General features: G+C 62.5%; 12 protein-coding genes. 7 read left to right on the forward strand and 5 right to left on the reverse strand.

Going from position 1 to position 12,398, the window contains the following annotated elements:
* The first annotated feature begins 213 nt into the window (after window positions 1-213).
* Both FBZ93_RS02645 and FBZ93_RS02650 read left to right on the forward strand, forming a co-directional pair.
* Entirely contained in the window at window positions 214-1,281 is a 1,068-nt protein-coding gene (locus FBZ93_RS02645; protein WP_208763948.1) for an MBL fold metallo-hydrolase, read from the forward strand.
* Window positions 1,282-1,329: 48 nt separating this feature from the next.
* A complete protein-coding gene (locus FBZ93_RS02650) occupies window positions 1,330-2,109 on the forward strand; it encodes an SDR family oxidoreductase (RefSeq protein WP_146984415.1) in 780 nt (259 codons plus the stop codon).
* Window positions 2,110-2,199: 90 nt separating this feature from the next.
* On the opposite strand, the gene FBZ93_RS02655 is transcribed toward FBZ93_RS02650, so the two are convergent.
* Window positions 2,200-2,853 (reverse strand): glutathione S-transferase, encoded by a 654-nt coding sequence (locus FBZ93_RS02655; protein WP_146984416.1) that lies wholly within the window; start codon window positions 2,851-2,853, stop codon window positions 2,200-2,202.
* 114 nt (window positions 2,854-2,967) lie between these two features.
* Here FBZ93_RS02655 and FBZ93_RS02660 point away from each other — a divergent pair, with 114 nt between their 5' ends.
* The gene (locus FBZ93_RS02660; RefSeq protein ID WP_146984417.1) at window positions 2,968-3,531 is read left to right on the forward strand and encodes a TetR/AcrR family transcriptional regulator; all 564 of its coding nucleotides are present in this window, start codon (window positions 2,968-2,970) and stop codon (window positions 3,529-3,531) included.
* A 39-nt stretch (window positions 3,532-3,570) separates the two neighbouring features.
* Here FBZ93_RS02660 and FBZ93_RS02665 read toward each other — a convergent pair whose 3' ends face one another.
* Window positions 3,571-3,885 (reverse strand): hypothetical protein, encoded by a 315-nt coding sequence (locus tag FBZ93_RS02665; RefSeq protein ID WP_146984418.1) that lies wholly within the window; start codon window positions 3,883-3,885, stop codon window positions 3,571-3,573.
* A gap of 316 nt (window positions 3,886-4,201) precedes the next feature.
* Complete coding sequence (locus FBZ93_RS02670; protein ID WP_167528884.1) at window positions 4,202-5,374, reverse strand: aminoglycoside phosphotransferase family protein; 1,173 nt, start codon at window positions 5,372-5,374, stop codon at window positions 4,202-4,204.
* Between the two features lie 275 nt (window positions 5,375-5,649).
* Here FBZ93_RS02670 and FBZ93_RS02675 point away from each other — a divergent pair, with 275 nt between their 5' ends.
* Entirely contained in the window at window positions 5,650-6,846 is a 1,197-nt protein-coding gene (locus FBZ93_RS02675; protein WP_146984420.1) for an ABC transporter substrate-binding protein, read from the forward strand.
* A 78-nt stretch (window positions 6,847-6,924) separates the two neighbouring features.
* Here the strand turns inward: FBZ93_RS02675 and FBZ93_RS02680 are convergent, their stop codons facing one another.
* Window positions 6,925-8,115 (reverse strand): CaiB/BaiF CoA transferase family protein, encoded by a 1,191-nt coding sequence (locus FBZ93_RS02680; RefSeq protein ID WP_146984421.1) that lies wholly within the window; start codon window positions 8,113-8,115, stop codon window positions 6,925-6,927.
* Window positions 8,116-8,141: 26 nt separating this feature from the next.
* Entirely contained in the window at window positions 8,142-9,440 is a 1,299-nt protein-coding gene (locus tag FBZ93_RS02685) for an enoyl-CoA hydratase-related protein (protein ID WP_146984422.1), read from the reverse strand.
* Window positions 9,441-9,567: 127 nt separating this feature from the next.
* Here FBZ93_RS02685 and FBZ93_RS02690 point away from each other — a divergent pair, with 127 nt between their 5' ends.
* The 3 genes from FBZ93_RS02690 to FBZ93_RS02700 all read left to right on the forward strand — a co-directional run bounded on the left by FBZ93_RS02690 (window position 9,568) and on the right by FBZ93_RS02700 (window position 12,393).
* A complete protein-coding gene (locus FBZ93_RS02690) occupies window positions 9,568-10,749 on the forward strand; it encodes an acyl-CoA dehydrogenase family protein (RefSeq protein WP_146984423.1) in 1,182 nt (393 codons plus the stop codon).
* A 72-nt stretch (window positions 10,750-10,821) separates the two neighbouring features.
* Window positions 10,822-11,580 (forward strand): SDR family oxidoreductase, encoded by a 759-nt coding sequence (locus FBZ93_RS02695; protein ID WP_146984424.1) that lies wholly within the window; start codon window positions 10,822-10,824, stop codon window positions 11,578-11,580.
* Window positions 11,581-11,598: 18 nt separating this feature from the next.
* Window positions 11,599-12,393 (forward strand): enoyl-CoA hydratase-related protein, encoded by a 795-nt coding sequence (locus tag FBZ93_RS02700; RefSeq protein ID WP_146984425.1) that lies wholly within the window; start codon window positions 11,599-11,601, stop codon window positions 12,391-12,393.
* Window positions 12,394-12,398: the final 5 nt, after the last annotated feature.

The following is a 12,398-nucleotide window of genomic DNA, read 5'->3' on the forward strand; positions in this document are numbered from 1 at the left end:
GGAGATTAAGCGGGAGCGATTAAGAAATTGAAGGTCGCGAAAGGTAAAATTTGCCTTACGCAGGCCCAGGACACGCACACCGCAGCTCTCGCGTTTCGGAGCGCTTCGCACGCGTTAACCGCAATCGCTCTGCCATGGCCGCAATGGCGCTGGGGCACCGGAGCACCAGACTCGCTAGATGAGCACCGTGCCCACGCCAACACAGGGGAAACAATGGCCTGGCAGGTTCCAACGAATTGCTCGATTTCAAGCGTGCTGGCGATTGTGCTTGGTCTCGGGCTGGTGTCCGGGAATAACGCGTGGGCGCAATCAGCGGCAGCGCCCGGAGAAGCCGGTGCAGCCTATCACGATATGCCGGCGATCGCCCCGATCGGCGTCCGCGTGGATCGGTATCTGCCGCTCCCGAACGCCACTGCAGTGCCGCCGGTGGATCCCGCCAAAGGGTACCGCCTCCAGCAGCTGGGCCATGGTCTCTACATGGTGACCGACAATGGATACCAGTCGATGTTCCTGGTCTACGACAAGGGCGTCGTGGTGATGGATGCGCCGCCCAGCTATTCAGCACATCTGAAGCAGGCGATCGCGGAAGTGACGGATCGGCCGATCACCCATTTGATCTACAGCCATGCCCATATCGACCATATCGGCGGCGCGGCAGATCTTGGGGGACACCCCATCATCATCGCCCAGGAGGAAACAAAACGTCTGCTCGTTCGAGCAAACGATCCGAAGCGGCCCGTGCCCACGATCACGTTCAAGGACCGATACACGCTGAAGGTCGGCAGCCAGGTCCTGGAGCTCAGCTACCACGGTGTCGCCCACGAACCCGGCAACATCTTCATCTGGGCGCCGGCGCAGAAGGTGCTGATGGTGGTCGATATGGTCTTCCCGGGTTGGATGGCGTGGTCGGGCTTCGCCGACGCGCAGGATATCCCTGGCTATTTCGAGCAGGTCGCCGAGATCGACAAGATTCCGTTCGAGACCTTGGTCGGAGGGCACGTGGACCGCGTCGGCACCCACGCCGACGTGCGCGAACAGCTCGCATTCATGAATGACGTCAAGTCGGCCACCAGGACGGCGCTTCAGACCACTCCGCCGTTCGTCGGGATGGCTGATGCGGACAAGGCCAACGCCTGGGCAGTGGCTGACAACTACATCGACCGCGTGGTGGTCAAGTGCGTCAACGCGGTGACGCCCAAATGGCAGTCGCGGCTGGCGGCGTACGACGTTTTCATCTGGTCTCAGTGCTTCGCCATGCAGCAGAGCCTTCGGATCGACTGAACGCTCATCATATCGCCCGCTGACCGGGCGTTGGAAAAGGAGGATGACATGGATATCGGTTTGAAGGGACGGCAGGCAGTGGTCTGCGCGTCGAGCCAGGGGCTCGGGCGGGCCAGTGCGCTGGAGCTGGCACGAGCCGGTTGCAGTGTGGTGGTCAACGGCCGCGACCAGGCGACACTGGAGCGGACCGCCGACGAGATCCGGACCGAGACCGGCGCGGAGGTGATCGCCGTCGCCGGCGACGTCACCACCCGCGCTTGCCAGGACGCGCTGATGCAGGCCGTGCCCCGCGTCGATATCCTGGTCAACAACAATGGCGGCCCGCCGCTCCGCGACTTCCGCGAGATCGATCGCGAGGCACTGCTGGCCGGCGTGGTCGGCAACATGGCGGCGCCGATCGAGTTGGTGCAGCGGGTGATCGACGGCATGGTCGAGCGGCGCTTCGGTCGCATCGTCAACATCACCTCGGCCACGGTGAAGATGCCGATAGCAAGGCTCGACCTGTCGAGCGGCGCCCGGGCCGGGTTGACCGGCTTCCTTGCCGGCGTGGCGCGGTCGGTGGCGCATGCCAACGTCACCATCAACTTCCTGCTGCCTGGCGCCTTCGAAACCCGCCGGCGCCGCACGAACGAGCGGACAACAGCCGAACGGCGCGGTGTTGCGATCGAGACCGTGCGGCAGGAGAGCCAAGCCGAGATTCCCGCCGGACGCTACGGCGACGCCTCCGAATTCGGTGCGGCCTGCGCCTTTCTGTGCTCGGCCCAGGCCGGCTACATCACCGGGCAGAGCCTCCTGATCGATGGCGGCGCCTATCGCGGCATTTTGTAAAGTCAGCTGGCCGCGTAGCCCGCATGAGCGCAGCACTCGCCGATCCGCCCTCGCGCAGGACTCGCGAGAGCGGACGTGCGCAGTCTCCGCTCAAGATGCCCTGGCCGGTTCGGACATCGTGATCCGGTTCTTGACGCTGGGACGCTCCTGCATCCTCGCGTACCATGCCGAAAGAGCCTCGCACTCCGCCGGCACAGGCACCTTCACGAGTCCCGCGAAGATCAAGCCGCCGATGATGGTGATATCGGCCATCGTGAACGCCTCGCCGGCGACGAACGGCTGCTGCTTCAGAATGCCGTCAAAGTAGTGCATCCCTTTTAGCGCCTTGTCGCGCTGACGGAGCCCCCATTCGGGGTTCTGATAGATCTCGACATGCGGCCCAAGACCCGGCGTGGCGTGGTGGAAATAGACACTGATGGGGTCGAGCAGTTCCAGTTCGGCGCGCTTGCTCATCATGTGGACCACGCCCTTTTCGCGCGGCGTCCTGCCGGTCAGCGTTGGCGCGCCATCGAGCGCGTCGAGGTATTCGGTAATCGCCGTGCATTCGCCGATAAAGGTCCCGTCCTCGAGTTCGAGCACCGGCAGCGTGCCCGAGTAGTTCTTGGCCAGGAATTCCGGTTTCTTGTGTTCGCCCTTGTAGAGATCGACCAGGACGAACTGCACGTGCGACCGCAGGTTCTTCTCGGCCAGGGCGATGCGAACGCGGGCCGGATATGGGCCGGTCGGCCAATCGTAAATCTTCATCACAACTCCTATTTTATCTACCTGTCACTTGGTAGGTCCGATATGAATACTTCACATCTGGCCGGTCAAGCCCTACCTGTCACTTGGTAGATAACGAAGCAGTGAGAGGACGACGTGAGTTCAAGCGCTCGGGAGGCCATCTTGGCGGCAGCAAAGCGGACCGCGCAGGCGCGCGGCTATGGCGGCTTGAATTTCCGCGATCTCGCGGACGAAGTCGGGATCAAGGCCGCCAGCATCTACCACCATTTCCCGAGCAAGGCCGAACTCGGTGTCGCCGTCGCGCGGCGCTACTGGGAGGACACCGCCGCCCAGCTCGAGGCGATGCTGGCGGAAACGGCGGATCCGGTCCGCTGCCTGCGTCGATATCCCGAGGTGTTTCGCAAGGCGCTCGAGAACAACAATCGTATGTGCCTCTGCAGCTTCATGTCCGCGGAAGTCAACGACCTGCCGGACGCGGTGAAGCAGGAGGTCCAGACCTTTGCCGACGTCAACGTGGCGTGGCTGAGCAAGCTGCTGGTAGCGGCGCGCCTCGTCAGTGCAAGAAAGAGCGAACAGCGCGCCCGCGCCATCTTCGCTGCCGTCGCCGGCGCGCAGCTGATGGCCAGAAGCCGCGGCGATATTTCGCTCTACGACTCCTTGATCGACAGCTATCGCGCCGCCGGTCTGCTGCCGGCGTAGATGGTCCCTGACATCAGACCGCAGTGGAGCGGCGACGCCCTACTCCCACTCGATCATTTCGGACGACAGTACCGCGTTGATTTGCAAGCACAAACTATGAACGCTGGCGATAAGATCCCGACGGTATGCCCGCCCTAACTTTTCGGTCTTGAACTCACAGAAAAATTCGAACCCGCTCGCGATGCTGGCGATTTCGGTACCTATCGGAGTCAATCGACTAATCAGCGCCGCCTGCGCAGCCATGACTGTCTTCCCGCCCTCGCGCAGCTTAGCTTCAAATACCGTCAGAGATCCGGAAAGGGTGCGCCGGCGTTCGACGACTCTCGCGTTCGCACGCCAACCCGGGCTGGCCATGCACGCCTTCACGACCCTGCGGATGGCGGCATTTGACGGAGCAAGTTGGACCCTGACCGGTGAGCCTCTCTCTGCTGATTAAGCCGGAGTATGAGAGCCGTCCCAGACTTCACAGCATCTCAGAAGCACGCCGTGCTTCGCCCGAATGGCCGCCCCATCCAACTCGAACGGAAAGCGCATCGGGCAAGTGGATCAATGCCGATCGCTTGGAAGAAGTCCAGAGTCCCGTTTTTGGCGCTGGTAATCCGACGCCTCAATCGCAGTTGATCAGCTCAAACTGGACAAGTCTTGGATCGGCGAGACGGAGCCGCGAACATCAACTCGTTAGCGAATCCAGATCGGCCATTGCCGTTGATATCCTTTCGATCATTGTCAGAGTCGTATCCTCTGGCTGCATATTCGGCAGCAATGGCGAGTGACAGAGTGTAATCGTCCACATCAGGAGCGCATGCACGATTTGTTGCCGATAGTTGCGGAAGCTCTCCTCGAAATCCGGTTTTAAGTCGGTCAATTCGGCGAAGCACTCGAGATACCTGGCCAGCAGATCCCTCTCCCACTTGCGGCGATCCTCCGGCGTCAGTGCCGCCGTGACGGCATAGGCAACGTCTCGCGACCAGTGACCGCGCGCCAAACATTGCCAGTCGCACAGGCCCATCTTCCCCGCACCGGTCTGGTACCAGTTTCCAATGTGCACGTCGGAATGAAGCAAGCCTTGCGGCTGGCTTTCATGCACAGCCAGCGCGCGCATGGCCGCCGGCCATACCGCATCGCGCCGCGCCAGCACGTTCTGCGGAATAACGTGCGATGCTGCATCGAACGCCTTCCTTGTGTAATGCTCCAGATCCATCTTCTGCGCGCCGATGGTGAACCAGCGCGGGTAAGGGGCGACCCACCGATACTGGGTCGCGAACGCGGAATCGCCGTAGAAGCGGGCATGCAGCGCAGCGAGCAGATCGATCATGTCCTCTGCCATGGCGCGGGAGACGTATGTCCTGTGATTGCAGAAGCTGGCCGACTTCGCCGCCACCAGGTCTTCCAGCAGTAGGATCGAGGCGAGCGTGCGCGGGTCGAACGCAGCGTGATAACCGGCCGGCGCCTCGATCCCGAGCTGCGGCCGCAATTGCATGTAGAAGCGCCCCTCAGCGCGAGCGGTCCCGTTGAACCCGCCGATCATCCTGGTGACGACGCTCGGCAGCGACTTAGTGAACATCGAACCTGGCAGGCCCGCACGCCTCCCCGCTTCGTTGTAGGTCACGACCAGACGATGCCGTTCATGGGTTCCGGCGCTCGCAGGCTTGACCTCGACCTGCGTCACCATCGCCCCCGGCACCTTGTCGCATAGAACCGCCGTCAGCCACTGCGTGGTGATCGCGCCGGGCGAGCATGGCACATCGTCATGTTGCCGCGCCTTTGGCCGCACCAGCCGCTCATAGGCCACCCGCCCTCCGATCTTCAACGCGGCCAGAGCCGTCGCGCTTGACGTTCCCAAGTTCGCTCCCACGGCCTTCGACCACCGGAAGGGCTCAACGCCGCACTTCCCGATCGAAAAATTAGTACGCTTTCGTACGATCAATAGCATAGATCGGCTCGCGTTCAAGTGACTCGAGTACGCGCGGTATTTCTGAGCCTGCGCGCTGCATCGCCACACGCCCGCGGCAAATATCGCATGACGCGATCTCCGTTTTGTAGTATATCGTACACTTGCATACTTATATCGGGTGGCCGCGCCTGACGCACTTGAGAATCCGCAAAAGGAGAGGAAACATGAAAGTCTCGACCCTGGTTGCCGCCTCGGCGCTGCTGTTGGGGTGCCATGCAGTCGATGCCATCGCCGGCGAGAAGCACTACGGCCCGGGCGTTACCGACACCGAGATCAAGATCGGCCAGACCGTCCCCTACAGCGGACCGGCGTCTGCCTTTTCGAGCTATGGCCGGGTCATGACCGGCTATTTCCAGATGCTGAACGAAGCCGGCGGGATCAACGGGCGAAAAGTGAACCTGATCTCGCTCGACAACGCATACAGCCCGCCGAAAGCCATCGAGCAGACCCGCAAGCTGGTCGACGACGATGGCGTGCTCGCCGAAGTCGGAACGGTCGGCACCGTGCCCAACGTTGCCGTTCAAAAGTATCTAAACCAGAACAAGGTGCCGCAGGTCTTCATCTCGGCCGGCGGCCGCCGCTTCAACGATCCGCAGAATTTCCCGTGGACCGTCCCGTTCTATCCGCCGTTTGAGATGGAAGGCGCAACCTTCGGCAAGTTCATACTCAACAAGATGCCCAACGCAAAGATCGCGGTGCTCTATCAGAACGACGATTACGGCAAGGACTACCTCACCGGTCTCAAGACGGGACTCGGCGGAGAGAGCGCTGCAAAGATCGTGGCGGAAGCGAGCTACGAGCTCAGCTCTCCCACGGTCGATTCCGAAGTGCTCAGGCTCAAGGCGGCGGGCGCCGATACGCTGGTCTATTTCGCGACCCCGAAGTTTGCCGCACAGGCAATCAAGAAGATCAACGAGATCAACTGGAAGCCGGTCCAGTTTCTCGCCAGTCCGGTCAACTCGATCCAGGGCGTATTGATGCCGGTTGGCCTCGAAAACGTGCAGGGCGCCTACACGACCCAGTTCGCCAAGCAGGCCAGCGATCCGGCCTGGGCCGACGACAGGGAGGTGAAGGACTACATCGCCTTCATGAAGAAATGGGCACCGAACGACAGCCCGAACGATTTCGTCGCGCTGTCCGGCTACATCAATGCACAGGCCATCGCGAAGGGCTTGCAGCGATGCGGCGACAATCTGACGCGCGAGAACCTGCTCGCCCAGGCAACGAGCTTCAACAAGGACCGGGTCGGCATGCTGCTGCCGGGAATCGAGCTGACCAATTCCAAGGAGAACTATGCCCCCTACCGCGCCCTGCGGATGGCGATCTTCGAAAAGACATCCTGGAAGCTGCTCGACGAATAACGCCGACACGACGCCGACGGTGCACTGCTGCCGTTCTTCACAACGAACTAACGCAGGAGCACCGCCGCCTCACGCCAGTCAACCGACGATCTGCTCGCGACGCAATTCGGCGATGCTCGCCGCGGACAGGCCGATTTCCGTCAGGACGTCGTCAGTATGTTGTCCAAGCATCGGCGGCGGCAGGCCGGGGTTGCGTTCCTCCCCGACGAAGGTGACGGGATGGCCGACACAGTTCAGACGCCCCGCCGCGGGATGATCGTACTGCATGATCCGCTGGTCGGCCCGGGTGTGCGGATGATCCAGCAGCTGGGCCAGCGAATTGATTGGCGAACAGGGAATGCCGACCTCGTTGAGTACGGCATTCCAGTGCGCGACGCTGTTGCCGGCGATCACCGATTGCACATGCTGCAGCGTCTCGGCGCGATGCCTGACCCGATCCGCATTGGTTCGGAATCTCGGATCGTCCACGATCGCGTTCAGGCCGGCGACAGCGCAGAACTTGCGCCAGAGATTGTCGTTGGCGACGCCGATCATGATCGGACCGTCCGCCGCCTCAAAGGCCTGATAGGGGCACAGCGATTCATGGCTGGAGCCGCATTTGGCGGGCTGCGTTCCCTTTTCCCAGAAGGTCTGGAGATTATAGCCGAGAAGCCCAAGCGCGGTGTCGAACAGCGACACCTGGATCGCCGCGCCCTTGCCCGACTTCTCGCGCGCCAGCAGGCTGGCCAAGATCCCGCTGAAAGCGTGCACGCCCGTCATCTGGTCGATCGGGGAAATCGGACTGCGGATGTAACCGCCGCCCTCGTCGCCCGTCATCGACATGATGCCGCTGAAGGCCTGCAAGATCACGTCGTAGCCCGGCGAATTCTTGAGAGGACCCGTCCGGCCGAAGCCGGAGATGCTGCAATGGACCAGCCGGTCGTTGAGCGCGCAAAGACTGACGGCATCAATACCGAGCCGCTCTGCCACGCCGGTGCCGAAGCTTTCGATCGCGACGTCGGCCGACTTCGCGAGCTCATGCACGAGCTTGCGTCCCTTGCCGGACTTCATGTCGATCGCAATACTCCGCTTGTTGCGATTGGCGCTGAGGAACACGGTGCCGAGGCCGGCGGCGGGAAACGGCGGCCATCCCCGCGTCTCGTCGCCATGCCCCACCGCTTCGACCTTGATCACCTCGGCGCCGAGATCGCCGAGATATTGCGCGCAAAGCGGCCCGGCGAGCACCTTCGAAAGATCGAGAACCTTGATACCGTCAAGAGGTCTTGGCACGACGTATCTCCTTCCTGAAGCGCGAGCTAGTTCAGCCCCGCCGCGAACAAGCCGCCCAGATAGGCCGGAAAGCCGCGCTGCGTGACCAGGACGTAATCGGCAGCCCGCCGCTCCGCCTCGTTGAGCTGCCTGCGCCAGCCCGCGGCCGCTGCATCCGCATCCGCCAGCCGGGCGCGCAGCAAATCCTTGCCCCAGCTGTTCGGTTCATCCTCATGCCAGTAGACGTCGCCTGCGATGCGACCATCGAAGTCGGGCTTGCGCTGCCCGTTGATGTGAAAACCGGCCCGTGCAAACGCAACGGAGAGCTCGCTGCCACGCTCCGAACCCGCGCCAAGGACCTCCGACACCGCCGCGACAGCCTCCATGATCTTCGGATTGATCTCCTTCTTCTTGAACCGCTCGTAGTCGAGCCGGCCAAGAAACAGTGTCCTGATCATATTGCGCGGCTCCCGCCGCTGAATGAGCCTGGCAAAGATCTGCATCTCGGTGCGGATCGCCGTGTCGAAATCCTGGGGAAGTCCCTGCTCGATGCAGTCGAGAATGGCGGAAGGCGCCGGATAGTGTCCGAGCGTCTCGGCAAGCATGCTGCTGCGCGCTTCTGCGATTATGGCCGCCACGCGCGCTGCGTCTGCTGCACGCCAGTCCGGCCGATCCCAGGGTTGCCGGGCTAGCGGCTGTGACAACACCCAGCGTTCGGCGGCGGCGACCTCCTCGCCTGGCGCCACCAGTTCATGTGCGAGGCCGGTCACGATGGCGGCCTGCCCGCCGATCCGCGCACCGTCCAGCAGTACCGGCAGCGCCGCCTCGATTCCGATCAGGCGCGGCAGCCGCTGGGTTCCGCCTCCTCCCGGCAGCAAACCGACCAGCGACTCTGGCAAGCCGAACGTCGCTTGCGGGTGGTCGGCGATCACGCGGTGATGCGCGGCAAGGGCGAACTCGCAGCCGCCTCCCAAGGCAAGACCGGCGACCGCCACCGCGACCGGCTTGCCGGCCATCTCGAGCTTGCGCAGGCCGCAACTCAGCCGGAAGAAATGATCGAAGGCCAGGCGATCCCGCTCGCCGGCGGGGGCCGCCATGATCATGTCGTAGGCGGTCTCCAGTTCGGCGAGATCCGCGCCTGCGCAGAACGCCGAGGATTTTCCGGAGCGGATCACGACACCAGCCACATCGCTTTCCCTGAGCCAGTCGGCAAATCGACCGATTTCCTCGATCGCGGCATTCGAGAACACGTTCATCGAGCGGCCGGGCATGTCGAAGATGAGCTGCAGCACGCCACGGCCCGTCACCTCGATCCGAAATTGCTTCAGTTCCGGCCGGCTTGCCATCGATCTTGCTCCACTCGTAACCGTTCATTGATGTACGATCGTACTTGCATTAGTTCGGTTTCAGGTTGCGTACGCAATCCGAATACCGTACACTAGCAAACTAAATCAGACGGGACACCATTTGACAATGATCGAGCGCACGATCTTTCGCGAGGAGCATGAACTTTTCCGGCAGACGGTCCGCCGCTTCGTCGAACGCGAGATCGTGCCCTTCCACGCCAAATGGGAAGAGGATGGCATTGTGCCGCGGGAGCTGTGGTTGAAGGCCGGCGCCGCTGGCCTTTTGTGCTGCACCGTGCCCGAGGAATATGGCGGCATGGGACTGGATTACCTCTTTGACGTCGTCGTCTTCGAGGAACTCTGGCGGTCGGGCGCCAGCGGCCCCGGCTTTCTGATCCATACCGACCTGGTCGCAACCTATATCCTGTCGTTCGGGACCGAAGCGCAGAAGCGCAAATGGCTGCCCAGGATGGTCTCGGGAGAAGCGATCGGGTCGCTGGGCATGACCGAGCCTCATGCCGGCAGCGACCTCAAGGCGATCCGGACGCGCGCGATGCGCGACGGCGACGAGTTCGTCATCAACGGCCAGAAGGTCTTCATCTCCAACGGCCAGCTCTGCGACTTCGTCGTGCTCGCGACCAAAACCGACAGCCAGGCCGGCGCCAAGGGCGTGACCCTATTCATCGTCGAGAGCGATCGCGACGGCTTCAAGCGCGGCCGCAACCTGGAAAAGCTCGGCATGAAGGCGCAGGATACGTCGGAGCTGTTCTTCGACAATGTCCGGATTCCCGCCGGCAATCTGCTCGGCAAGGAGGGCAAGGGATTTGCCCAGATGATGACCAAATTGTCCCAGGAGCGGCTGGCGCAGGCGATCCGGTCGGCGACCGTCACCGAAACGGTGATCGACTGGACGCTCCAATATACCTCCGAGCGCAGCGCATTCGGCCAGAAGCTGGCCGATTTCCAGAACACCCAGTTCAAGCTCGCCGAGCTCAGGACAAAGGCGGCCGTTGCGCGCGTCTTTACCGACAAATGCATTGCGCTCTTCATGGAGGGCAAGCTCGATCCCGTCGACGCGGCGATGGCCAAGATGTTCACCTCCGAGCTGCACTGCGAAACAGTCGACGAATGCCTGCAACTGTTCGGCGGTTGGGGCTACATGTGGGAATATCCGATTGCGCGGGCCTATGCGGACGCACGGATCGTCAAGATCGCCGGTGGCTCGATCGAGATCATGAAGACGATCATCGCGCGACAGATGTATTCCCAGCGCGGGTTCGACATCCAGAAGAACGGGTCGGCCGGATAGGCCTCCCTCCTTCGGGAGGCCGAGGTCATCTGCACGAGCCCAGAGAACGACAAGCGACAAGGGAGATCGACGTTGAAAGGCCTATCAGGGAAAGTTGCCGTCGTGACCGGCGGCGGACAGGGCATCGGACGAGGACTGACGCTGCGGCTGGCGGAAGAAGGCTGCAAGGTCGCGATCTTCGACATCAATCCGCAGGGTGGCGAAGACACGGCAAGACTGGCGCCGCAGGCCACGATCAGGACCTATGCGGTCGATGTCGGTGATGCTGCCTCCGTCGAGGCCGCGGTCGCAAAGGTTGAAGCCGAGCTCGGTCCGATCTGGCTCCTGGTCAACAATGCCGGCTGGGATCGCCCGATGCCGTTCCTGAAGACCGACAAGGACCTCTGGGACAAGATCATCCGCATCAACCTCTATGGGCCGCTCAATACCCACAAGGCGATCGCACCGCTGATGGCCGAACGCGGCGGCGGCCGCATCGTCAACATTGCTTCCGATGCCGCGCGCGTCGGGACCAGCGACGAGGCGGTCTATTCCGCCTGCAAGGGCGGACTGATCTCCTTCACCAAGTCGCTGGCGCGTGAACTCGCGCGCAAGAACGTCCTGCTCAACGCAGTCTGCCCCGGCCCAACCAACACCCCGATGATGGCTGCGGTGCTCGGCGAGGGCGAGCATGCGGTGAAGTGGAAGGACGCCATGGTCAGGGGTATCCCGCTCAAGCGGATGGGCGAGCCGGAAGATTACGGCGGGATCGTCGCGATGCTGGCATCCGACGACGGCAAATTCATCACCGGACAAACCATTTCCGTCTCCGGCGGAATGAACATGATCTAACGCGCGGAAGGAAACGCCATGACCGATCCCAAGCAATTCACCGATGTCGTCTATGAGGTCCGCGATCGCGCAGCCTGGATCATCATCAATCGGCCGAAGGTCTACAACGCGTTCCGCGGCCAGACGCTCGAGGAGCTCATCGAGGCATTCCAGCTCGCCGCCAATGATCGCCAGGTGGCGAGCATCGTGCTGACCGGCGCCGGCGAGAAGGCATTCTGCACAGGCGGCGATCAGTCCGCGCATGAGGGCCAGTATGACGGTCGCGGCGTCGTCGGTCTTCCCATCGACGAGCTGCAAGGTCTGATCCGCGACGTGCCGAAGCCGGTGATTGCCCGGGTCAACGGCTTTGCCATCGGCGGCGGCAACGTGCTCGCCACGCTGTGCGATCTGACGATTGCGGCCGACACGGCACAGTTCGGCCAGGTCGGCCCCAAGGTCGGCTCGGTCGACGCCGGCTGGGGCACCGCCTTCCTCGCACGTCACGTCGGCGACAAGAAGGCGCGCGAGATCTGGTATCTCAACGAGCGATACACCGCCGAACAGGCCCGCGAGATGGGTCTCGTCAACAAGGTCGTTCCCGCCGCACAACTCGACGCCGCGGTGAAGGATTGGACCGACAAGCTCGCGCAGCGCTCGCCGACCGCGATCGCGCTCGCCAAGCGGTCGTTCAACGCCGATTCCGACAATATTCGCGGCATCAGCAATTTCGCGCTGCATGCCGTCAAGCTGTTCTACGACACGGACGAGTCCAAGGAAGGCGTCGCGGCCTTCAACGAGAAACGCGATCCGGACTTCCACAAGTTCGCCCGTTGACAGAC

The organism is Bradyrhizobium macuxiense (assembly GCF_007993935.1).
Classification (GTDB): domain Bacteria; phylum Pseudomonadota; class Alphaproteobacteria; order Rhizobiales; family Xanthobacteraceae; genus Bradyrhizobium; species Bradyrhizobium macuxiense_A.